The sequence below is a fragment of the Azospirillum sp. Marseille-Q6669 genome (assembly GCF_965111635.1).
Genome location: NZ_CBCOOP010000003.1, coordinates 168,110 through 190,715, shown reverse-complemented (window position 1 = coordinate 190,715; position 22,606 = coordinate 168,110). Strand labels below are relative to the sequence as shown.

General features: G+C 68.3%; 19 protein-coding genes and 1 tRNA gene. 7 read left to right on the top strand and 13 right to left on the bottom strand.

All coding sequences use genetic code 11. The annotated features are described in order from the left end of the window. Window positions 1-43: 43 nt before the first annotated feature. Window positions 44-1,732: an alpha-amylase family protein gene (locus tag ACWPXE_RS18285; protein ID WP_454018916.1), complete on the bottom strand. Its 1,689-nt coding sequence runs from the start codon at window positions 1,730-1,732 to the stop codon at window positions 44-46. Between the two features lie 214 nt (window positions 1,733-1,946). On the opposite strand from ACWPXE_RS18285, the gene ACWPXE_RS18280 reads away from it, so the two are divergent. Continuing rightward, on the top strand, window positions 1,947-3,167 hold the full coding sequence (locus tag ACWPXE_RS18280) for a calcium-binding protein (RefSeq protein ID WP_454018915.1): 1,221 nt from the start codon (window positions 1,947-1,949) through the stop codon (window positions 3,165-3,167). On the opposite strand, the gene rsmD is transcribed toward ACWPXE_RS18280, so the two are convergent. Genes rsmD through ACWPXE_RS18265 form a run of 3 tightly spaced genes read right to left on the bottom strand, consistent with a single transcriptional unit; the run spans window position 3,158 to window position 5,201 of the window. Beyond that, complete coding sequence (gene rsmD, locus ACWPXE_RS18275; RefSeq protein WP_454018914.1) at window positions 3,158-3,736, bottom strand: 16S rRNA (guanine(966)-N(2))-methyltransferase RsmD; 579 nt, start codon at window positions 3,734-3,736, stop codon at window positions 3,158-3,160. The two genes, ACWPXE_RS18280 and rsmD, sit on opposite strands and share 10 nt — an antisense overlap. Further along, window positions 3,717-4,931 carry a pseudouridine synthase gene (locus tag ACWPXE_RS18270; RefSeq protein WP_454018913.1) on the bottom strand — a complete coding sequence of 405 codons (1,215 nt, stop codon included), beginning with the start codon at window positions 4,929-4,931 and terminating at the stop codon, window positions 3,717-3,719. The genes rsmD and ACWPXE_RS18270 overlap by 20 nt, the downstream gene beginning before the upstream one ends. Window positions 4,932-4,991: 60 nt before the next feature. After that, the gene (locus ACWPXE_RS18265; protein ID WP_014239544.1) at window positions 4,992-5,201 is read right to left on the bottom strand and encodes a dodecin; all 210 of its coding nucleotides are present in this window, start codon (window positions 5,199-5,201) and stop codon (window positions 4,992-4,994) included. 113 nt (window positions 5,202-5,314) lie between these two features. On the opposite strand from ACWPXE_RS18265, the gene ACWPXE_RS18260 reads away from it, so the two are divergent. After that, a complete protein-coding gene (locus ACWPXE_RS18260) occupies window positions 5,315-5,755 on the top strand; it encodes a nucleoside deaminase (RefSeq protein ID WP_454019385.1) in 441 nt (146 codons plus the stop codon). A gap of 19 nt (window positions 5,756-5,774) precedes the next feature. Here ACWPXE_RS18260 and ACWPXE_RS18255 read toward each other — a convergent pair whose 3' ends face one another. The 4 genes from ACWPXE_RS18255 to purD all read right to left on the bottom strand — a co-directional run bounded on the left by ACWPXE_RS18255 (window position 5,775) and on the right by purD (window position 10,809). Further along, window positions 5,775-7,358 (bottom strand): M48 family metalloprotease, encoded by a 1,584-nt coding sequence (locus ACWPXE_RS18255; protein WP_454018912.1) that lies wholly within the window; start codon window positions 7,356-7,358, stop codon window positions 5,775-5,777. Further along, window positions 7,349-7,714, bottom strand: a complete 366-nt coding sequence (locus ACWPXE_RS18250; protein ID WP_454018911.1) for a hypothetical protein — start codon at window positions 7,712-7,714, stop codon at window positions 7,349-7,351. Before ACWPXE_RS18250 ends, ACWPXE_RS18255 begins: the two co-directional genes overlap by 10 nt. Before the next feature lie 12 nt (window positions 7,715-7,726). Beyond that, window positions 7,727-9,232 (bottom strand): CHASE2 domain-containing protein, encoded by a 1,506-nt coding sequence (locus ACWPXE_RS18245; RefSeq protein WP_454018910.1) that lies wholly within the window; start codon window positions 9,230-9,232, stop codon window positions 7,727-7,729. A 290-nt stretch (window positions 9,233-9,522) separates the two neighbouring features. Next, entirely contained in the window at window positions 9,523-10,809 is a 1,287-nt protein-coding gene (purD, locus tag ACWPXE_RS18240) for a phosphoribosylamine--glycine ligase (protein WP_454018909.1), read from the bottom strand. 75 nt (window positions 10,810-10,884) lie between these two features. Here purD and xseA point away from each other — a divergent pair, with 75 nt between their 5' ends. After that, on the top strand, window positions 10,885-12,498 hold the full coding sequence (gene xseA / locus ACWPXE_RS18235) for an exodeoxyribonuclease VII large subunit (RefSeq protein ID WP_454018908.1): 1,614 nt from the start codon (window positions 10,885-10,887) through the stop codon (window positions 12,496-12,498). A gap of 125 nt (window positions 12,499-12,623) precedes the next feature. Here the strand turns inward: xseA and pyrC are convergent, their stop codons facing one another. Continuing rightward, complete coding sequence (gene pyrC / locus ACWPXE_RS18230) at window positions 12,624-13,679, bottom strand: dihydroorotase (RefSeq protein ID WP_454018907.1); 1,056 nt, start codon at window positions 13,677-13,679, stop codon at window positions 12,624-12,626. A 169-nt stretch (window positions 13,680-13,848) separates the two neighbouring features. Here pyrC and hisS point away from each other — a divergent pair, with 169 nt between their 5' ends. The 3 genes from hisS (at window position 13,849) to ACWPXE_RS18215 (ending at window position 20,396) form a co-directional block, all read left to right on the top strand. Further along, the gene (gene hisS, locus ACWPXE_RS18225; protein ID WP_454018906.1) at window positions 13,849-15,198 is read left to right on the top strand and encodes a histidine--tRNA ligase; all 1,350 of its coding nucleotides are present in this window, start codon (window positions 13,849-13,851) and stop codon (window positions 15,196-15,198) included. 25 nt (window positions 15,199-15,223) lie between these two features. Further along, a complete protein-coding gene (locus ACWPXE_RS18220; protein ID WP_454018905.1) occupies window positions 15,224-17,152 on the top strand; it encodes a tetratricopeptide repeat protein in 1,929 nt (642 codons plus the stop codon). 217 nt (window positions 17,153-17,369) lie between these two features. After that, window positions 17,370-20,396 carry a transglycosylase domain-containing protein gene (locus ACWPXE_RS18215; RefSeq protein WP_454018904.1) on the top strand — a complete coding sequence of 1,009 codons (3,027 nt, stop codon included), beginning with the start codon at window positions 17,370-17,372 and terminating at the stop codon, window positions 20,394-20,396. A gap of 116 nt (window positions 20,397-20,512) precedes the next feature. Here the strand turns inward: ACWPXE_RS18215 and ACWPXE_RS18210 are convergent, their stop codons facing one another. The 3 genes from ACWPXE_RS18210 to ACWPXE_RS18200 all read right to left on the bottom strand — a co-directional run bounded on the left by ACWPXE_RS18210 (window position 20,513) and on the right by ACWPXE_RS18200 (window position 21,910). Then, window positions 20,513-20,770: a hypothetical protein gene (locus ACWPXE_RS18210; protein WP_454018903.1), complete on the bottom strand. Its 258-nt coding sequence runs from the start codon at window positions 20,768-20,770 to the stop codon at window positions 20,513-20,515. Between the two features lie 169 nt (window positions 20,771-20,939). After that, window positions 20,940-21,416 (bottom strand): bacterioferritin, encoded by a 477-nt coding sequence (bfr, locus tag ACWPXE_RS18205; RefSeq protein ID WP_035671636.1) that lies wholly within the window; start codon window positions 21,414-21,416, stop codon window positions 20,940-20,942. A gap of 410 nt (window positions 21,417-21,826) precedes the next feature. Beyond that, window positions 21,827-21,910, bottom strand: a tRNA-Leu gene (locus ACWPXE_RS18200). A 181-nt stretch (window positions 21,911-22,091) separates the two neighbouring features. Between ACWPXE_RS18200 and ACWPXE_RS18195 the strand changes: the two genes are divergently transcribed. Then, complete coding sequence (locus tag ACWPXE_RS18195; RefSeq protein ID WP_237904170.1) at window positions 22,092-22,265, top strand: hypothetical protein; 174 nt, start codon at window positions 22,092-22,094, stop codon at window positions 22,263-22,265. Between the two features lie 37 nt (window positions 22,266-22,302). Here the strand turns inward: ACWPXE_RS18195 and ACWPXE_RS18190 are convergent, their stop codons facing one another. Further along, a complete protein-coding gene (locus ACWPXE_RS18190; protein WP_145625590.1) occupies window positions 22,303-22,548 on the bottom strand; it encodes a hypothetical protein in 246 nt (81 codons plus the stop codon). Window positions 22,549-22,606 lie beyond the last annotated feature (58 nt).

The window sequence follows — 22,606 nt, the reverse complement described above, 5'->3', positions numbered from 1 at the left end:
ATGGGGACAGCGCCGCCAGCGTCCCCCAGCGTGCCGGGCAAAGTCAAGACCGCTTCGCCCCGCCGACCGGCCCTTCCGTCCGGCGCAGCAGGTAGTCCAGCCCGCCCAGCCGGTACCAGCGGTAGCCGTAGGGCTCCAGCACCAGGCGGTGCCGCCCGTCCTCCTCGGGGTCGTTGTGGTCCTCGGCCAGCAGATTGACCAACCGCGGCGATTCCCCCGTGCCATCGACCGCCAACGCCACCTCGTGAGGACGGTCGTCGAGGTTATGGACGACCAGCACCGAGTTGTTGCGCCAGTCGTAGCGGATCGCCAGCACCGCGTTCGACCCGGTGGGCAGCACCTGATAGTCGCCCCAGCCAATTTCCGGGCATTCCTTGCGCATGCGGATGATGCGCTCGGTCCAGTTCAGCAAGGCCGACGGCTCGCGCCGCTGGTGGGCGGCGTTGATCCGCTCATAGCCGTAGGCGCCACCGCTGATGACCGGGTGCACGGGGTCGTCCGCCTTGGTGAAGCCACCCTGCGGCTCGTCCGACCACTGCATGGGGGTGCGGGCGCATTCGCGCTCCGGCAGGGACAGGTCGTCGCCCATGCCGATCTCGTCGCCGTAGCGCAGGACCGGCGTGCCGGGCAGAGTGAACAGCAGGCTGTAGGCCAACTCCAGCCAGCGCCGGTCGCCGCGCAGCATCGGGGCCAGCCGGCGCCGGATGCCGCGGTCGTAGAGCTGCATGTCCTTGTCCGGGCCGAAGGCGTCGAAGACGCGCTTGCGCTGCGCCTCGGTCAGGCGCCCGAGGTCCAGCTCGTCGTGGTTGCGCAGGAACAGGCCCCACTGGTTGGTGCTGGGGCGCGGCACCCGGGTGACGTCCAGGGCCTTGGCCAGCGGCCGCGTGTCCGCCGTCGCCAGCGCGTAGAACAGGGTCTGGTTGACCTGGAAATTGAAGACCATGTGCATGCGGTCGCCGTCGTCGCCGAAATACTCCTGGTCGATGTCCGGCAGCACGTTGGCCTCCGCGAGCAGCACGGCGTCGCCGCACCGCCACTGCACGAACTCCCGGAAGGTGCGGAGCATGTCGAACTGCTGCTTGGGCTTCTTCACCTCCGGCCCCTTGGTCGCGATGACGAAGGGCACGGCGTCCATGCGGAAGCCCGACACGCCCAGCTCGATCCAGAAGCCCATCACCTTCAGCAGTTCGGCCTGCACCTCCGGGTTGGCGGTGTTCAGGTCCGGCTGGAACTCGTAGAAGCGGTGGAAGTAGTAGGCGCGGGCCTCCTTATCCCAGCTCCAGGTCGTCTTCTGCACGCCGGGAAAGACGACTCCTTCGTCGGCGTCGGTCGGCTTCTTGTCCGACCACACGTACCAGTCCCGGTAGGGGGACTCCGGGTCCTTGCGCGCCGCCTGAAACCAGGGATGCTGGTCCGAGGTGTGATTGACCACGAGATCGATGATGACGCGGATGCCGCGCTGTTTGCAGGCGTGGCTGAACTCCACGAAGTCGCCCAACGTGCCGTAGCGCGGATCGACGTTGTAGTAATCGGAAACGTCATAGCCGTGGTCCCGCATCGGCGACGGCTGGAACGGCCCCAGCCAGACGCAGGTCACACCCAGCCCCTGCAGATAGTCCAGCCGGCGCTGCAAGCCCTGGAAATCGCCGACGCCGTCGCCGTTGGCGTCCATGAAGCTGCCGACCGACAGGTTGTAGATGATCGCGTTCTTGTACCAGAGATCCTTGATCATGGCCCGCCCCGCCTTGGACGCGGCGCCCGCCGCCGCTCGTCCTAGGCCCTAACAGGGCCGACCGGCCGAGGTCCCGCCACCCCGCCGCGCCAACCGTAAGGGGGTGTCCTACGCCCTTAGGAAAAAGGTTAATGTATAGTTAAGGTCACAAGAAAGCCTTCTATCCTGCCCGCATGATGTCCCCCAAGACGCACAGAACCAGGGGAATCGTGCCATGAAGCGTGCCATGCGCCAGACCGCCGCCCAGAACGGCACCGCCCAGAACATCGCCAGCCAGAACATCACCAATCAGGGCGGCACCGGCCAGACCACCACGACGCAGGCCGTCAGCTACGCCTACGGGAACAACGCCGGTGCCCTGGCGGCGGCTCCCGCGGCGCCGGTTCCCACCAGCTTCGCCCCGGTGACCATCAACTACGCGGAAACGCGGGCGGACGGCGGCTTCGGCTGGGACGTGAAGTACGACCTCGCTTTCGACGGCACGGCCTTCACCGTGCAAACCCGCATCCATCTGACCGGCGACGACGCCGGCGCGTTGAAGCAGGTCTGGGAGCAGGGGATCGAGGGGATCTGGGGCGACAAGTACAGCCTGTCGGACGGCACCAGCAGCTACGCCATCCGCTTCGACGTGCAGTTCGTGGCGGCCGGGAACCAGCATTACAACGTGAACGTCAGCAACAGCTACGGGCGCTGCGACATGCTGAACTGGTGCACCCAGACCGACTGGGGTCCCGATTACCAGGACGAGCTGGCGGCCCACGAGTTCGGGCACATGATCGGCGCCTTCGACGAGTATGCGGGCGGAGCCACCTACGGCAACTTCGCCGCCACCGGCACCATCATGTCGGACCTGACCCCGACGCTGCGTCCCAACTACATGAACTCCATCGACTATTACGCCGAGCAGTTCACCGGCAAGACCTTCCAGATCGTGGAGATCCCGAAGAACCTGACGCTGACCGGCAACACATGGGCCGACAGCCTCTATGGCGGGGCGGGCAACGACACGCTGAGCGGGCTCAGCGGCAACGACCAGCTGTTCGGCGGTGCCGGCAACGACCTTCTGTGGGGCGACGCCGGAAACGACACGCTGCGCGGACAGGCCGGCAACGACGCGCTCCATGGCGGCTCGGGCGCCGACCTGCTGATGGGGGACGAGGGGAACGACACGCTGTGGGGCGATGCCGGCAACGATACGCTGTGGGGCGGCTCGGGGGCGGACCTGTTCGTCTTCACGCGCGGCGGCGGTCAGGACCGCATCGCCGATTTCAGCCGCACGCAGAACGACCGCATCCAGATCGCTTCCAACATGACCTACCGGCTGGGATCGGACGGCAGCGGCAGTGCCCTGCTCGACTTCGGCGGCGGCGACCGGTTGACCCTGGCCGGCATCGCTCCGAACCAGATCACCTCGGCCTTCTTCACCTACGGCTGAGGCAGCCCGTAACGCAGGAACTGGACGCGGGTGTCGCCGTAGCGGCGCTCGTCCAGTTCCGCGAAGCCGGGCGGCAGGGGCAGCGGATCGCGCCCGGCGACCTCGACCACCAGGATGGCACCGGGGGCCAGCCAGCCGGCCTTCGCCAGCCCAGCCAGCGCCCGCGGCGCCAGATCCTGGCCGTAGGGCGGGTCGAGGAAGCCCAGCGTGCAGGAGCGGCCCAGCGGAGGCGGCGGGCGGGTGGCGTCGGCGCGCAGGACCGCGGCGTTCGCCCCCTCCCCCAACGCCGCGACGTTGGCCCGCACGGCCTCCAAGGCGGCGCGGCCCAGGTCGAGGAAGCTGGCGTGGGCGGCCCCGCGGGACAGCGACTCCAGCCCCAGGGCGCCGGTTCCGCAGAAGGCGTCCACGACGACGGCGCCCTCCAGCAGGTCGGCGCCGTCCGGCCCCCAGTCGGCGTGGGACAGGATGTTGAACAGGGATTCACGGGTGCGGTCGGTGGTCGGCCGCGTGTCGCTCCCCCCCGGGGCGGCCAGCCGCCGCCCGCGGTGCTTACCGCCGACGATCCGCACGGGTCCGCTCCGGCCCCCGGCCACCGCCCTCGGACGACGCGCCACCGCCGCCGCGCGGCTTCGGCCCCGGCTTCCCGCCGCCGCCGGGCTTTCCGCCCTTCAGCGTCAGCGTGCCGGGCTTGCCCGCCGGCTTGCCGTCCGGTTTGTTGGAAGCGGGCTTGCCGGAGGCGGACTTGGCGGACGCGTAGCCGCCCGAGGCCGGCTTGGCCGGGCCGCGCCGGTCGGACGCGGTCTTCGGCTCCGCCTTGGCCCAGCCCTCTTTGGCGTCGCGCGGCTTGGACGCCTTGGCCGGAGCGGCGGAACGGCCCTTGGCGCCTTCGGCGCCGGCACTCTCAGTCTTGGCGGCCGTGGCGGCAGAGGACTTGCCGGCGCCCTTGGCCTTGCCATCCTCCGCCGGATCGGCGCCGGTGAAGAATCGGGACACCTGCTCGCGCACGACGCGCTTCGGCACCTCCTCGACGGCGCTCTCCTCCAGCTTGCCGAGCTGGAAGGGGCCGTAGGCGACGCGGATCAGCCGGTTCACCTGGAGGTCCAGCGCCTCCATCACCTTGCGGATCTCGCGGTTCTTGCCTTCCTTCAGGCTGACGGTCAGCCAGGCGTTGCGGCCCTGGATGCGGTCCAGAACGGCTTCGATGGGACCGTACTTCACCCCCTCGATGGTCGGTCCCTTCGCCAGCTCGGCCAGCTTCACCTCGTTCACCTCGCCGAAGACGCGCACGCGGTAGCGGCGGGTCCAGCCGGTGGCCGGCAGTTCCAGGAAGCGGGCCAACTCACCGTCGTTGGTCAGCAGCAGCAGCCCTTCGGTCGTCAGGTCGAGCCGACCGACCGAGATGACGCGCGGCATGTCCGGCGGCAGCCGTTCGAAGACGGTGGTGCGGCCCTTCTCGTCGCGGGCGGTGGTGACCAGCCCGGACGGCTTGTAATAGCGCCACAGCCGCGCCGGCTCCGGCTCGGGGATGACCTTGCCGTCCACCTGCACGACGTCGCCGGACCGCACGACGCAGGCCGGGCTGTCCAGGGTCGTGCCGTTGACGGCCACGCGGCCGTCGGTGATCCAGCGCTCGGCGTCGCGGCGCGAGCACAGGCCCGCACGCGCCAGCCGCTTGGCGATGCGCTCGCCGGCATCGGGCTCGCCCGCGTCCGCATCGGCGGCGCCGGGCATGGCTTTGGAATGTTCGAAATCGGGGGTGTCCATGGGCACGGACCATAGGGCTTGCAAGCCCCGCCCGCAACCCACGGCACGGGGTCCCCGCCGTTATTCTTCGAGGCGGAAGCCGACCTTCATCACCACCTGGAAGTGGGCGACCTTTCCACCGCTGACGTGGCCGCGGATCTCGCCCACCTCGAACCAGTCCACGTTCTTCAGCGTCTTGGACGCCCGCTCGATGCCGTTGCGGATGGCGTCGTCGATGGTGGTCTCGGCGGTGCCGACGATTTCCACCTTCTTGTAGACATGGTTGCTCATGGATGTCCTCCCTGTTTCGTCCGATGCTTAACAACGCCGGAGGGCGTTCCGCGGCTTGACGAAAACAGGGAGCGCCGGGCAGGGTGCCCCGCATGAGCCGCCCCCCCTCCCCCATGGACATCGCCTTCGACGAGGCCGAAGCCGCCGCATCCCGCGGGGAGGTGCCGGTGGGTGCCGTCGTGGTCGATCCGGCGACCGGCGCCGTGCTGGCCCGCGCCGGCAACCGGACCGAGGAGCTGAACGACCCCACCGCCCATGCCGAGGTGCTGGCGATCCGCGCCGCCTGCACGGCCTTGGGCGAGCCGCGCCTGCCAGGGCTGGACCTGTATGTGACCCTGGAGCCCTGCGCGCTGTGCGCCGCGGCGATCAGCTTCGCCCGGCTGCGCCGGGTCTATTTCGGCGCCTACGACCCCAAGGGCGGCGGGGTGGAGCACGGCCCCCGTTTCTACCACCAGCCGACCTGCCACCACGCCCCGGACGTCTACGGCGGCATCGATGAGACGCGGGCGGGGGAGATGCTGCGCAGTTTCTTCAGAGACCGCCGCCCCGGTTGAGTGCCGGGGCGGCGTTTCGTCACTGCAGCCGGGACAGGCTGGCCACCGTCGCCTGACTCCATGCGTCCTCGCACTCGCGGACCAGCGGGCCCCGCATCGCGCGGCAGCGCTCCACCACCGCCCCGGCCTCCGGCATACGTCCGGCCTCGACCAGGAGTCGGATGCGGAGCGGATAGCCCCGCTCGCCCCCGCCGAAACGCCGTTCCCTGGCGTCGAGGGCGGCCAGCGCCTGGGACGCCCGGCCGGCGGCCCGGTGCTCGGCGATCAGCAGGTCGAACGCCTCCAGCGGGGCGGACGCACTTTTGACGGCGATTTCGAGGTCCTTCACCGCGAGATCCGGACGGTTCTGCTTCGTATGGAGCCGATAGTAGGTTATCCGCAGATAGGGATCGGACTCGAAGCCTCCCTTGGCGACCTCCTTCAAGGCGGCCTCCGCCTCGGTGAGACGCTCGTTCGCGATCAGGCTGTCCGCACGCTGCACCAGGACGCTGCGCGACAGCGCCTTCAGAGCCGAGCCCTGGAACACGGCTTTCTCGTAACCCACCGTGTTCTTGTCGCGGGCCGCGCTCTCGAACAGCTGCTCGCGGACCGCATAATCGCTCAGATCCGCAAACCGCTGTTCCGCGGAATTGTGACCCACCCGCAGTTGCTTGCCGATCTCCCCCAGGATCTTGGCCGGACCGGCCGACAGTTCCTTGAAGGCGGCGTTGATGCCCGCGCTGTACTGCCTCGACACCATCAGGGCATTGATCTGATCCTCCAGCCTTTTGCGCTCCTCCTCGGCCTTGGCACTCTGCTTGCGCGCATCGTCGGCGAAACGCTCCATCACGACTTGGAAGACGTTGGTGTTGTAACCGGCCTTCTCCAGAAGATCGAAACCAAGGAGATCGGCCTCGTCTTCCTGCTGGCGAGCCCAGGACGGGTGCGCCACGGTGTCCTGGAAGGCGCGATAGGATGTGTAGATCAGCGTCGCGTTCCTGGCCATCTCCGGATTGGAGCGGGGAGCCGCGGACAGCAGCGCCCCCATCCCCGTGTCCTCGACCGTTTTCTGAGCCGCGTGCTCGCGGTCGGCGTCCATGTGATTGAGCAGAAGGTGTGACACCTCGTGAGCCAGGATGAAGGCGAGTTCGTCCTCATTCTCGGAGTTCACGAACACCCCCTGCGAGATCAGGATGGTGTTCGCCGGAACGGCCTCCGCCACATAGGCGGGATTGTTGGTCACGACGATGGTGACGGACGGCTTGGCATGGGGCCACGCCTTGAGGAGACGTGCCAGGACCTGGTTCGCGTAACGCTGCAGCGGTTCCGCTCCAGCCAGCTCACGCGTGCCCGGCGGAAGCGGGTCACGGCCGTCGAGCGACCGCGCCGACGCTCCCGACGGCTTCTGCAGCGATGCGGCGAGAGCCGCCATGGAGCCGCCCCCGGCGTCCGGAAGACGCCGCTGCTCCGCGACCTCGACGAACCGCGCGGGAACGGATTCATAGGTTCGCTTGCCGCTGAGTTCCGTGGTCAGCGTGTCGAGCGACTTGCATCCACCGGAGAGCAAGGTCAGGCCGAGCAGAACGGGAACGAGCGGGCGGCGCAAGGCGGTGTTCACTTGCATTCGGAGGCGCCTCGCGACGAATAGGTCGTCCCACTGACCCGCTGGGCCGTCTGGCATTCGGTGAGCACCTGGGCCTTGGCCGACACCTGCACCTGGAACGGGCTGAGCCACACCTCCTGTCCGCCCGCGTTCACCTTCACGTAGCGGGTGTTGCGGTTGTAATCGGCCGCATCGAAGGGAACCGGTGGGAAGGCTTCCTTGGGCAACTCCCCCCTCTTGCCGCCCATTTCATCGAAGACGGCGACCTTGCCCCCCGGTCCGGACATGATCTTTTCAATCTTCACCTTATCTTGCGCTATCGCTGACGCCGCGAATGAGCACAGAGCAAGCAAGGCCACAGCGGAGATCCTGATCACGCCATTCCTCCTTCAATTCGGGGTTTTGACATTTTGGGATTTTTCCTGCGCTTCCAGCAGGCGAAGCTCTTGGAACCGCTTGGCAAGCACAATGCGGGCCGGGCCGGCGATCGCAGCGCCCGCGACGGCAACGCCAATCCAGTTGGCCGGCTCCAAGTCGTGCAACCACACAAGGCAGGCCGACAGAACGAGGCCGAGAAGCGAACCGGCCCCCATGAGCAGCAGGGTCCACAGCACGGCGGACAGCAACGTCCGAGGGGCGATCAAATTGCCGATCTTACGGGCCGCGAAAGCGAAGGCCGCCATGGCGATCAGTTCCACCAGCACCGACATGTCAAGATCGCCAAGCCCGAGCTTGCTCCACTCCTTCATGAATCCGGCGCCGCGAACGATCAGGTTGTCGATCGCCATGGCGTGCAGAAACATCCCCGGAACGATGCCGTACACCGGGGAGGGGCCGACATCCTGGACACCGGAGAACATGGCCCCCACCACGACGATCCGACCGGCCAATGTGGCCGACACGGCGTCACGGTTGACGTCCTTCACTGATTCCGGCGCCGTCAGCCACTCCGCCCGGATCACGGGATGGTAGGCGCACCCCGCCGGCGCGGTGGACAGCGCACCGCTCTCGAACGGCGTCAGGGTCCGGATCACATTGCCGAGCACATCCGCAACAGACCCGTCGGGACAGCCCGCCGCAAGCTGCTGATGGTCGGGGTGCATGGCCTCCGCCCCGGCCGGCCGGACGCGCCCCCATTCGATGGTCAGGGCTGTGTTCCTGAAGGCGTCCTGGTTGGCCAGGGGGTCGTTCTTGCCGCCTTTGCACGCGGCGTCTTGCCCGCAATGCTCGATGTACGCCGCCAGCGCCGCCGACAGTCGCGGCGAACCGCAGTAATTTTCAGCAAACAAGTCGACATGGGACGCGCCGTCGCGGATAAGAGGATGGACCTCCAGCCTCACCGCATCGCGCAGTTCCTGGAGGTTCTGCCGTCCGGCCGTGGCGCATCCCGACTCATCCTGCTGGCTGCTTCGCGCCACCGTCATGAAGACGGGAAAATCATCCATCTCCTTGACAAGACGGCCCAGGCCATCCGGATCTCCAACCCTGTTCCTGTCGATGATCATCAGATCCAGAAGGATGCTTTCGGCGCCGGCTTTCTTGATCTCTTCGATCAGGCGCGCGTAGAAATCGAACGACGGCGGATAAGACTCGCCGCTGGCGGCAAGCGTTTGGTCGTCGATCTGGACGACGGCGATTTTCTTCTGCCCCTTGTCGGGATAGAAGCTGGCGGCAAGCCGCCGATAGGCATCCAGCGATGTCCGACCGCTGGAACCGTTGATATCCAACGGGTTGAGGACGGCCGCCAGAACGACCAGAAGCGGTACGAGCGAGAGCTTGAGCAATCGATCGCCCAGCCGTCGCCACCCGGCGCAGTGCGTGGGCAGGCGAGCGACGAGGCGTTGCCAAATATCGGCCACGGCCGGCAAACGTTTCTTCGCATCAGGAGCCGGCATGACAGTGACTCTGAGTCCTCAACAAAATGGCCGGCCAGCCTCATCCGCAAGGGAATCAAAGCTGGAGTCTTTGCAATTTTATCGAGATGACGGCGAAGAACAATATTAATTTTGAATTAGTTTTTGCTCGTCATGCATATCTTGGAATGCAATCCACCAGCGGACACGCGCGAGGCATAGGCTGCTCACCGCCCGCCCCCAACCGCGACGGGGAGGCGGAACGAGCGCACGCGCAAAAACGGAGGAGCGTCGCCGCCCCTCCGCGCTCGGACTTCGTCAGATTTGCGCGGTCAGCGCCCCACCGCCCGCCAGCCGATGTCGCGGCGGCAGAAGCCGTCCGGCCAATCCAGCGCGTCGACACCCTGATACGCGCGCTTCTGCGCCTCGGCCACGGTCGGCGCCTTGGCGGTCACGCCCAGCACGCGCCCGCCGGTGGACAGCACCCGGCCCTCGGAGAACTTCGTGCCGGCGTGGAAGACGGTGACGCCCTCCACCGCGTTGGCAGCCTCGAAACCCTTGATCTCCGTGTTCTTCACGTAGTCGCCGGGATAGCCGTTCGCCGCCATGACGACGCACAAAGCCGTCTCGTCGTGCCAGCGCAGGTCGATGTTCTTCAACTGTCCATCCGCCGCCGCGATCAGCGCGGCCAGAGCGTCGGACTTCAGGCGCATCATCAGTGTCTGGCATTCCGGGTCGCCGAAGCGGACGTTGAATTCCAGCGTCTTCGGCACCGGGTTGCCGGCGGCGTCCTTGCCGATCATCAGACCGGCGAACAGAACGCCCTTGAAGGGACGTCCCTCCGCCGCCATGCCCTTGACGGTCGGCTCGACGATCTCGCGCATCACGCGGGCCTGAAGGTCCGGAGTCAGCGCCGGGGCCGGGGAATAGGCGCCCATGCCGCCGGTGTTCGGGCCGGTGTCGCCGTCGCCCACCGCCTTGTGGTCCTGGGCCGAGGCCAGCGGCAGCGCCGACTCGCCGTCGCACAGCGCGAAGAAGCTGACCTCCTCGCCGTCCAGGAACTCCTCGACCACCACCTCGGCCCCGGCGGCGCCGAAGCGGCCCTCGACCAGAGCCTCGTCGATGGCGGCGAAGGCCTCCTCCTCGGTGCGGGCGACGGTCACGCCCTTGCCGGCGGCCAGACCGTCGGCCTTGACCACGATGGGCGCGCCGTTCTTGCGCACGAAATCCTTGGCGGCCTCGACGTCCTTGAAGCGGCCATAGGCGGCGGTCGGCACGCCGTACTTGGCCAGGATGTCCTTCATGAAGCCCTTGGAGCCCTCAAGCTCCGCCGCCGCGGCGCTGGGGCCGAAGGCCTTGATGCCAAGGGCGGTCAGCTTGTCGACGAGGCCGAGCACCAGCGGCCCTTCCGGCCCGACCACCACGAAGTCGATGGCCTTGTCCTGGGCGAAGCGGACCAGGGAGTCCACATCCTCCGCGCCGATGGCGACGCATTCGGCCACGTCCGCGATGCCGGCGTTGCCCGGCGCGCAGTAGAGCGTGTCGCACAGCGGCGAGTTCTGAATGGCCCAGCACAGCGCATGCTCGCGCCCACCCGACCCGACCACCAGGACTTTCATGGCACCTCGTCCTTCCACGCTTGTTGCCGACACCGCGCCTTGTATCATGGTGCCGCCATGACTCAAGACCTTGATATGACCTCTCCGCTGATCGCCCCCGAGCCGCGCCCCGGCTCGAACCTGCCGGAATTCTCGGTGGGCGACCTCGCCCGGCGCCTGAAGCGCAGCATCGAGGAGGAGTTCGGCTTCGTCCGCGTGCGCGGCGAGATCTCCCAGCCCAAGCGCCACAGCTCCGGCCACTGCTACCTCCGCCTGAAGGACGACACGGCGGTGATCGAGGCGGTGTGCTGGCGCGGCACCGCCTCGAAGCTGGCCGTCCAGCCGGCGGAGGGGCTGGAAGTCATCGTCACCGGGCGCATGACGACCTACCCCGGCCGCTCGCAATACCAGCTCATCATCGAGTCGATGGAGCTGGCCGGCGAGGGTGCTCTCCTGAAGATGCTGGAGGAGCGCAAGAAGCGCCTCGCGGCGGAGGGGCTGTTCGACGCCGGGCGCAAGAAACCCATTCCCTTCCTGCCCGACGTGATCGGCGTCGTCACCTCCCCCACCGGGGCGGTCATCCGCGACATCCTGCACCGATTGCACGACCGTTTCCCGCGCCGGGTCCTGCTCTGGCCGGTCGCCGTGCAGGGCGAGCGGGCGGCGGCGGAGGTCACCGCGGCGATCGAGGGCTTCAACCGAATCCCGCCCGGCGGACCGGTGCCGCGCCCGGACCTGCTGATCGTGGCGCGCGGCGGCGGCTCGCTGGAGGACCTGATGGCCTTCAACGAGGAGAACGTCGTCCGCGCGGCGGCGGCCAGCCGCATCCCGCTGATCTCGGCGGTGGGGCACGAGACCGACACCACCCTGATCGACTTCGCGTCCGACCGCCGAGCCCCCACCCCCACGGCGGCGGCGGAGATGGCCGTGCCGGTGCGGGCGGAGCTGCTCGCCCAGGTGCTGGACGACGAGCGGCGCATGGTCGGTGCCGCCACCCGCCTGCTGGCCGAACGGCGGACACGGGTGGAGGGGCTGGCCCGTGGGCTCGGCGACCCGCGCGCCCTGCTGGAAAGCCACGCCCAGCGGCTGGACGACCGGGCGGAGCGGCTGGCGCTGGCCGCCGCCGCCCTGCTCGACCGCCGCCGCACTCGGCTGAACGAGCTGGGCGCTGCGCTGCGCCACCCGCGCGAGAAGCTGGCCGAGGCCGGGCAGCGGCTGGCGTCGGAGTCCCGCGCGCTCGACGGCGCGCTGCGCCACGCCGTTGTCGCCGCGCGCGGCCAGTATGAGCGGGTGGCCGGGCGGCTGACGCTCGGCCCGATCCGGGTGAAGTTCGGCGACGGCGGCCGGCGGCTGTCCGACCTGACACCGCGGCTGGACCGCAGTTATGGCAAGGCGGTGGAGGAACGCGCGGCGAGACTGACGGCGGTGGGGAAGCTTCTGGAAAGCTATTCCTACAAGGGCGTCTTGGAGCGCGGCTTCGCCCTGGTGCAGTCCGGCGACGGCAAGCCGCTGACCAGAGCCGCCCAGGCCACGCCGGGTCTGGCGGTGTCGCTGGTCTTCGCCGATGGCCAAGCCGCCGCGACGGTGGACAGCGGGCCGCGGGTGGCCGCGCCGCCCGCCACAGCGCCCGAGCCGAAGCCCAAGGCCACCAAGGCCAAGCCAGAGCCGAAGAAGCCGCAGCGCCCGCCGGTTCAGGGGAGTTTGTTCTGAGGGATAACCTTACCCCCACCCTAACCCTCCCCCGCTGACGCAGGGGAGGGGACTGCCGCCGCTTCGCAGAAATCTCCCTCCCCTGCGCAGCGGGGGAGGGCCGGGGTGGGGGCAACGTCGGCCCCTCAAGCCCCGCCGGCGAAGGTCCAGCGGGTCGTCTCGCCGCTGCGGAAGGGCAGCACGGCCTCGCCCTCGGCGGTCAGCACGATGTCCGGCGTCGTGGAGGGGGTTCGCTCCAGCACCACCTTGTCCTCGTTGACCGGCAGGCCGTAGAAGCGCGGGCCGTTCAGGCTGGCGAAGGCCTCCAGCTTGTCCAGCGAGCCCGCCTCCTCGAAGGCTTCGGCGTAGAGTTCCATGGCGTTGGCGGCGGTGAAGCAGCCGGCGCAGCCGCAGGCGCTCTCCTTCGCGGTCACCGTGTGCGGGGCGGTGTCGGTGCCCAGGAAGAACGGCCCCTCGCCCGAGGTCGCCGCCTCGACCAGGGCCACGCGGTGCGTCTCGCGCTTGGCGATCGGCAGGCAGTAGAGGTGCGGGCGGATGCCGCCGGCGAACAGGTGGCTGCGGTTGATCAGCAGGTGGTGCGCCGTGATCGTCGCCCCCACCCGGCCCGTGGCGGCGTGCTCGCGCACGAAAGCCACGGCCTCCGCGGTGGTCGCGTGCTCCAGCACCACGCGCAGCGCCTTGTAACGCTCCAGCAGCGGGCCGAGGGTGCGCTCCAGGAACACCGCCTCGCGGTCGAAGATGTCGACATGGGCGTCGGTCACCTCGCCATGGATCAGCAGCGGCATGCCGATCTCCGCCATGCGCTCCAGCACCGGGGCGATCTTGCCGAGGTCGGTCACGCCGTGGGCACTGTTGGTGGTGGCGTTGGCCGGGTAGAGCTTGGCGGCGGCGAAGACGCCGTCCTCGAAGCCCTGGGCCAGATCGTCGGCGTCGGTGCCGTCGGTCAGGTAGGCGGTCATCAGCGGCGTGAAGGCGTGGCCCTCCGGCAGGGCGGCCAGGATGCGCTCCCGGTAGGCCACGGCGTCCGCCGTGCGGGTCACCGGCGGCTTCAGGTTCGGCATGATGATGGCGCGGCCGAACTGGTGGGCGGTAAAGGGCAGCACCGCCTTGAGCATGGCGCCGTCGCGCAGGTGCACATGCCAGTCGTCGGGACGGCGGAGGACGAGACGGTCGGTGGGCATGGCGGCTCCGGCACGGATGCATGGGGGGTTGCCGGAGTTCTAGCCCCTTACGGCCCCCCGCTCAACGGTATCGGGGCGGTATCCGGCCACAGCGTTGGTGACGGGACCGGCGAAAGCCGCTAGAACCCTAGCCGAATCCCTAGGGACATTCGAAGCCGGACCCGCGCCGATGAGCCTGATCACCCCCCGCACCCCGCCCGGAACGATGGAGCTGCTGCCGCGCCAGCAGGTGGCCTTCCAGCGTCTGCTCGACACCATCCGCCGCGGCTACGAGCGGTTCGGCTTCGTGCCGGTGGAAACCCCGGTGTTCGAGACGGTGGACACCCTGCTGACCAAGTCCGGCGGCGAGACCGAGAAGCAGGTCTATTTCGTGCAGTCCACCGGCGCCCTCCAGCAGGGGAACAAGCCGGACATCGCGCTGCGCTTCGACCTGACGGTGCCGCTCGCCCGCTACGTGGCGGAGCATGAGCGCGACCTCGCCTTCCCCTTCCGCCGCTACCAGATCCAGCGCGTCTACCGCGGGGAGCGGGCGCAACGCGGGCGCTTCCGCGAATTCTACCAGTGCGACATCGACGTGATCGGCAAGGACAGCCTGTCCGCGCACTATGACGCGGAGATCCCGGCGGTCATCTACCACGTCTTCCGCGAGCTGGACTTCGGCGGCTTCACCATCAACGTGAACAACCGCAAGGTCCTGCTCGGCCTGCTTGACGGGCTGGGCGTGGACGACGCGGAGAAGCGCGTCCTGGTCCTGCGCGAGATCGACAAGCTGGACAAGATCGGCCGCGACAAGGTGCGCGACAGCCTGACCGGCCTCGGCATGGCCGCCGACGCCGCGGATAAGATCCTGTCGCTGATCGACGCCAAGGGCACGAACGAGGAGACGCTCGCCGCGCTGGGCGCGCTGGGCATCGAGAACGAGACCTTCGTCCAGGGTGTCGCGGAGCTGACCACCGTCATCCAGGGGCTGAAGGCTCTCCAGGTGCCAGACGGCGTGGTGCGCATCAACCTCGCCATCGCGCGCGGACTCGACTACTACACCGGCACGGTCTACGAGACCTTCCTGAACGACCACCCGGGAATCGGCAGCGTCTGCTCCGGCGGGCGCTACGACAACCTCGCCAGCCACTACACCAAGTCGAAGCTGCCGGGTGTGGGCATCTCCATCGGCGCGACGCGGCTGTTCTACCAGTTGATGGAAGCCGGCATCATCAAGGACGGCGGCGCCACCGCCCAGGTCCTGGTGACGCAGATGGACCCGGCCCTGTCGGCCGACTATTACGGCCTCGCGACGGCGTTGCGGGCGGCGGGCATCAACACGGAAATCCAGCTCGACGGCGGCAAGCTCGCCAAGCAGATGAAATACGCCGACAAGGCGGGCATTCCGCTGGTCGTCCTGATGGGCTCCGACGAGAAGGCCCGCGGCACGGCGACGCTGAAGCATCTGGTGAAGGGCGAGCAGGTCGAAGTCCCGCTGGCCGACCTCGCCGCCAAGGCGAAGGAACTGCTGGGGGCATAGCTCCCCACCACAGAAGGCCCCGCCCATGGCCACCGTCGCCGAAGCCCTGAACCTCGCGCTCGACCATCATCTGTCCGGGCGGCTGGAGGAGGCGCGGCTGCTCTACGGCCGCATCCTGGAGGTGGACCCGGACAACCCCCACGCCCTGCATTTCGCCGGGCTGCTGGCGGCCCAGACCGGCGCGGTGGCGGACGGGGTGGCGATGATCGACAAGGCGGCGGCCCTCCTGCCGCTCGCCGCCGACATCCACGGCAACCTCGGCAAGGCGCTGATGGCGCTGGGCACGCCGGACGGGGCGGCGCAGGCCGCCGCCGCCTTCCGCAGCGTCCTTGCCCTGCAACCCGATGGCGCCGGCGACTGGTTCGCCCTGGGCGGCGCCCTGATCGAGGCCGGCAACGGTCCCGCCGCCCACCGCGCCCTGACCCGCGCCCTGACGGCCAGCGCCGCCACCGACAGCGAACCGCTGGCCGAAGCCTTCGAGCGGGCCGGCCTGCTGCTCTACGCCGTCGCCGACTGGGCAAGCGCCACCGACGCCTTCCGCAAGGCACGCACCCTCGCCCCGCAGCGCGCCGAGGCGCACCGCATGCTCGGCGCCGCGCTGGCCCAGACGGGCGACCCGGAGGGCGCCGTGGAGGCGCTGGACGCGGCGCGGCGCCTCGATCCCACCCTGGCCGAGGCGCAGACCAACCTCGTCCATCTCCTGGTCACGCTGGGCCGTTTCGACGAGGCGGAACGGGCCGGGCGTCGGGCCGTGGCGCTGGACCCCAGCAACGCCGACGCCTACGGCAACATGGCGCCGCTGCTGGAGCAGACCATCCGCGTCGCGGAGGCGCTGCGCCAGTGCGAGCGGGCGGCGCGCATCGCCCCGGACCGCGCCGCGTTCCAGCGCAACCGCCTGTCCCTTCTGCTGCACGAAGGCCGCCGCGATGAGGCCGTCGCCGCCGGGCGGGAGGCCATCCGCCTCGCCCCCGCCGACGCCGAGGCCCATCTGGCGCTCGCCGCCGCCCTGCTCGCCTCCGGCCAGTTCAAGGAAGGCTGGGAGGAGTTCGAGTGGCGGTGGGAAACCCGGCAGCTCGACCCCGTGCACCGCAGCTTTCCTCAGCCGCAATGGACGGGGGCGGAGGATGTGGCGGGTCGGACCATCCTGCTCTACGCCGAACAGGGACTCGGCGACACCTTGCAGTTCGTCCGCTACGCGCCGCTGCTGGCCGCACGCGGAGCGCGGGTGGTGGTCGGCTGCTCCCCCGCGCTGGTCCGGCTGATGGAGCGGGTGGACGGCGTGTCCGCCGCCGTCGCCTGGGGCGGAGAGCTTCCCGCCTTCGACCTGCACATCCCGATGATGAGCCTGCCCCGCGCCTTCGGAACGGATCTGGACAGCGTCCCGGCCACGGTGCCCTATCTGCGCGCCGATCCCGCCGACGTCGCGGCGTGGCGCGAGCGCCTTCCGGTGAAGGATGGGCGTGTGCGCGTCGGGCTGGTCTGGGCCGGGTCGCCGCGCACGGTGCGCGGGGTGGCGAGCCCGATCGACCGGCGGCGCAGCCTGCCACTCGCCGCCCTGGCCCCCCTGGCCGAGGTGCCGGGGGCGCGCTTCGTCAGCCTCCAGATGGGGCCGGGCGCGGCGCAGCTGGCCGAGGCCCCGGCGGGCATGGACATCGCCGACCCCATGAGCGGCGTCCGCGACTTCGCCGACACCGCGGCGCTGGCCGAGACGCTGGACCTCGTCATCACGGTGGACACCTCCGTCTGCCACCTCGCGGGCGGGCTGGGGCGGCCCACCTGGACCCTGTCGCGCGCCGACGCCTGCTGGCGCTGGCTGGGCAACCGGGAGGCCAACCCCTGGTACCCGACCATGCGCGTGTTCGGCCAGGACCGTTCCGGCGACTGGTCCGGCGTGGTCGCCCGCCTGCGCGCGGCGTTAACGGATTTCGTGGCGGCACACGGTCACGCCGCTTAACCACACAACCGCTGGGCGCATTCGTGGCACCGACGCAACGGTCCGCTACGATTTTGAGTTACACCGATTTCGGGGCGGACTCGCACACTCGAAGGGCGAGGGATTACACCGGTTGTTAACCAAGGCGCCTCTACATTCCGGCCATATCGTTCGGCCAGTTTGCCGAGCATTTTAACCAATTCGCGGGCGTCGCCCGCGGTCATGGCTGGAGCCGGACATGACACGGTTGTGGGTGCGACGCGCGATCTGGGGTGTGACGCTGGCGGCGACGCTGGGCGGCGGCGCCCTTCTGGCGCAGGAGGAAATGCGCACGTCGCGGTTGCAGGCCCGCCTGCTCGCCGGCTACGCCAAGGACATGACCTACACGCTGAGCGAGGGGCCGAATCCCGCCGCGCGCCACCCCACCCAGGGTCCCTACAACGAGCGGATGGGCTATGTCGGGCTGCCAGGCTATCTGCGCTCGCTGACCTCGGATATGTACGCGGTGGAGATGCAGGCGCATCTGTCGCCGACGCTCGACCAGTTCATGGCCGCCGGCGGCTTCCCGATCTACCACGAGAAGACGCGCGCCGGCCTGACCCTGCTGGACCGCAACGGCACCGCGCTGTTCTCCGCCCGCTACCCGGAGCGGGTCTTCGCCAAGTTCGAGGACGTGCCGCCGCTGGTCGCCGCCACGCTGCTGTTCATCGAGAACCGCGAGCTGCTGAACACCGACGAGCCGCGCCGCAACCCCGCCGTGGAGTGGGACCGCTTCGCCGGCGCCGTGGCGATGCTGCCGGTGCAGTGGGTCAAGCCCGGCCAGCGCTCCCCCGGCGGCTCGACCCTGGCGACGCAGATCGAGAAGTACCGCCACTCTCCCGACGGCCAGACCAACGGCGCCACGGAGAAGCTGCGCCAGATGATCTCGGCCAGCACCCGCGCCTATCTGGACGGCGAGGACACCGGCGCCCACCGCCGCCGCATCCTGATCGACTATCTGAACTCCACCCCGCTGACCGGACGCCCCGGCTTCGGCGAGGTGAACGGGCTGGGCGACGGGCTGTGGGCTTGGTTCGGCACCGACCTCGCCATCGCCGAGAAGGTGCTGTCGGAGGAACCCGCCGACGCCCGCGCCCTGCAATTGAAGGCGCTGGCCTACAAGCAGGTGCTGAGCCTTCTGCTCGCCCAGCGCCGCCCCTCCTATTACCTGATCCAGGACCGGCAGGCGCTGGAGCGGTTGGCCGACAGCCACCTGCGCGTTCTGCACGGCGCCGGCGTGATCGACACCGCGCTGCGCGACGCCGCCCTCGGCCTGACGCTGAAGTTCCGCGAGGACCCGCCGCAGGCCCAGACCGCCAATTTCGTGGAGCAGAAGGCCCCCAACGCCATCCGCGCCCGGCTTCTCTCCATGCTCGGCGTGTCCAGCCTCTACCAGCTCGACCGCATCGACCTGACCGCCGAATCGACGCTCGACGCCCCGGCGCAGCAGCGCGTGGTCGAGGTTCTGGCGAAGCTGGGCGACCCGGCCTTCGCCGCGCAGATGGGGCTGACCGGCGAACGGCTGCTCGACACCAAGGGCAGCGACCTGTCCAAGATCATCTACTCGGTCACGCTCTACGAACGCGGGCCGGACGCCAACTACCTGCGCGTCCAGGCCGACAACCTCGACCAGCCGCTGGACATCAACGAGGGCGCCAAGCTCGACCTCGGCTCCACGGCGAAGCTGCGCACGCTGGCGACCTATCTGGAAATTGTGGCGGAGCTGCACACCCGCTACGCCCACCTGCCCAAGGACTTCCTCGCCGACGTGGAGGAGGAGGCGTCCGACAACCTGACGCGCTGGGCCGCCAACTGGCTGTCGACCTCCAGCAACCGCGGATTGAGCGCCATGCTCGACGCCGCCATGGAGCGCCGCTATTCGGCGAACCCCGGCGAGGCCTTCTTCACCGGCGGCGGGCTGCACAGCTTCGTGAACTTCAACGCCAGGGACAACGGCAGCATCCTGAGCGTGACCGAGTCGCTGCGCAATTCGGTCAACCTGCCCTTCATCCGCATGATGCGCGACGTCGTGCAGTTCTATCTGTCCGAAGGCGGCGACGACAGCACCGACATCCTGCACAACCCCGACCACCCCGCCCGCCAAGCCTATCTCGCCCGCTTCGCCGACAAGGAAGGCAGCGACTTCCTGAACCGCTTCTACAACAGCTACCGGAAGCACACGCCGGACGCGATGCTGAACATGCTGGCCGCCCGGTCGCGGCCGATGCCGCACCGCCTGTCGGTCATCTTCCGCACCGTGCGCCCGCAGGCCGGGGTGAAGGAGTTCGGCGCCTTCCTGCGCGCCCGCCTGCCCGACGCCAAGCTGGACGACGGCGACATCGCGTCGCTCTACGGCAAGTACGGGCCGGACAAGTTCCCGCTGAACGACCTCGGCTATCTGGCGCGCGTCCATCCGCTGGAGCTGTGGCTGGTCTCCTACCTGCAGAAGCGCCCCGACGCCAAGCGGCAGGAGGTGCTGGAGGCCAGCGTGCAGGAGCGCCAGGAAAGCTACCGCTGGCTGTTCAAGAAGGGCCAGTCGGCCCAGAACACCCGCATCCGCATCGGGCTGGAGGAGGAGGCGTTCCAGCGCATCACCGAGCAGTGGCGCAAGCTGGGCTACCCCTTCGAAACGCTCGTGCCGTCTTTCGCCACGGCCATCGGCAGCTCCGCCGACCGCCCGGCGGCCCTCGCCGAACTGGTTGGCATCATCCAGAACGACGGGGTGCGCCAGCCGACCGTGCGCGTGCGCAAGCTGCATTTCGCCGCCGGCACGCCCTACGAGGCCGTCGTCGGGCTGGGCGAGCTGCGCGGCCAGCGCGTGATGAAGGCGGAGGTCGCGGCCACCCTGCGCAAGGCGCTGATGGACGTGGCGCAGAACGGCACGGCCAAGCGCGTCTGGGGCTCCTTCAAGGACTCCTCGGGCGCGGTCATCCCGATCGGCGGCAAGACCGGCACGGGCGACCACCGGCTGGACCGCTACGGCCCCGGCGGGCACCTGATCGAGTCGCGGGCGGTGAACCGGACGGCGACCTTCGCCTTCTACATCGGCGACCGCTTCTTCGGGACCATGACCGCCTTCGTCCATGGGCCGGAGGCCGACAACTACCGATTCACCAGCGCCCTGCCCGCCCAGCTGCTGAAGAGCATCGCCCCGGCGCTGCAACCCCTCATCGACCCCGGCGTGACCAAGACGGCCGACACCGGCAAGCCGCAGACCGGGCTGTGAATGACGGGGCTGTGACCGGCGCGTTGGGGCCGCCGACCCGGACAGTGAAAAGGCCCGCCCCGGAAAACCGAAGCGGGCCTTCATCGTAAGCCGAAGAGAAAACGGCCGGGCGCGCCTTACGCCAGGGCGGGCTCCTGCGCGATGGAGACGGCGGCCGGGAGGGAGGCCAGCAGCAATTCCAGCTCCGCCGCGGCGACGTTCAGCGGCAGGCTGGGACGGCAACCGCGCAGCGTCTCCAGCGCCCGGTCGAAGGCGCTTTCATGATCGCCCTGATCCAGATCGCTCTCATCCAGCGCCGCCAGATAGGCGTGCGCAACGGCGGCGGTCTCCTCCGGTGTCAGATCGTCAACCTGTAAGGACGTGTTTGGGAGCATGATGGCGGTTCCCGTACAAACAGAAGCGGAAACCGGCAAGCTACGAGAACATGGTTAACAAGGCGTTGCCGGACCGGCGCCACGGCCCTGCGCAAAGGGGGGGCACGCCGAGGGGGGCGCAGCCTGCAGCCACGCCCCCTCCGACCGGCCCCGAGCGGCTTCGAGCTGATCAGCTCTCGCCGTAAATCTGCTCCTGCTGGTAGGCGACGATGCCCACGCGCTGGATCAGATCGAGCTGGGTCTCGATCCAGTCGATGTGCTCTTCGGTATCGTCGAGCAGTTCGGTGAGCTGCGCGCGGGTCTCGTAGTCGCGAACCTGCTCGCACAGGGTGATGGCGTCGATCAGATCGGTGCGGGCCTTGTGTTCCACCTTCAGATCGTTGCCGAGCATTTCCGGCACATCCTCACCGATCATCAGCTTGCCCAGATCCTGAAGGTTGGGGAGACCTTCCAGGAACAGGATGCGCTCGATCATCTTGTCGGCGTGCTTCATCTCGTCGATGGATTCTTCGTAGATCTTGTGCGCAATGCGCTTCAGGCCCCAGTTCTTCAGCATACGGGCATGCAGGAAGTACTGGTTGATCGCCGTCAGCTCGTTGGTCAGGATCTTGTTCAAATGGGTGATGACCTGCGGATCGCCCTTCACGTCCTGCCTCCTGCGGTTCGTTTGTCGATTAGCGACGTTTCTGGAATGACCATGCCCCATTTGTGGAGCCTTGGCAACCGGCTGGACGGCAGTCGATCAAACAAATTCTCCGCACCGCAACAAACCAGTCGTCGCAATTGCGAGTGAATATCAAAAACGATTTCAGAGAGGTAGGGCGATGCACTTGAAATCACAAAAACTGATGAACGCCTGATGACCGTTATATTTCGCCTTCCCGCAACCACGATTCACATTTTCTTGTAATTTTTGAGTTCCGAATGCCGCCTCTACAATACCCATGAAGAACAGCAAGGCTCACGGGAACCTGACGCGGGCCAGCCACCAGTCTGCCACCGGTTGGACCCGCGCCCTTGGGCGCGAGATCCCGAACATCGTCATCGTTGGATTTGTGGTGCGGGCGGCGGGACTCGAACCCGCATGCCGTTGGCGAAGGATTTTAAGTCCTTTGCGTCTACCGATTCCGCCACGCCCGCGCACCGTCGCGGACCGGCTCGGAGAACGGGTTGCCCCCGCCCGCCGGAGTTGCATATCATTGTATGCAGCTCACCGTTCCGCTGGATTGACTTAGACAATCAGCGGGCGTTTGGTCAAGGATTGAGCGCGTTTAAAGCGCCGGACACGCAAAAATTCCCGCAACCCTGGCGTTCAAGGGAGATGAGTTTGGAATCGATCAACTGGTTGGCTGTGGTGAGCGTGCTGATGGTCGCCGTGCTGGTCGTCCCGGCGGCCCTGCGGCGCAACCGCAACACTTGGCTGCCCTACGCGGCGATCTGGGTCGCCGCCATCGTGGTGCTGGTCTGGGCATACGACAGCTTCGGGCCGTTCTGAACGGCCCCGGATCCAGGCCGCCGTCGCCTGGCGCCGGTCAGGGCCGCGTGTCCTCGTTCAGGGTCATGATACCGATGCCCATCGCCACGCTGCCGAAGGTGAGGATGAGGCTGGCATACAGCATGATCGCGGCAATAATGCCATGATCGCTGTTTCCCATCAGAGTCGCCAGATTGGCGACGTCAAGAACCAAAAGCCCCGTCGCCAGAACAACAGCCCCGGCCACGCCGGATGCCAGATGTTTCAGCAAGAACAGGATCGCCGCTTTTTCGAAGGGTTTCATGGCACGACTTTTCATGACCGTCACTTCACAACCCTCAACATAGAATTACCCACAGCGG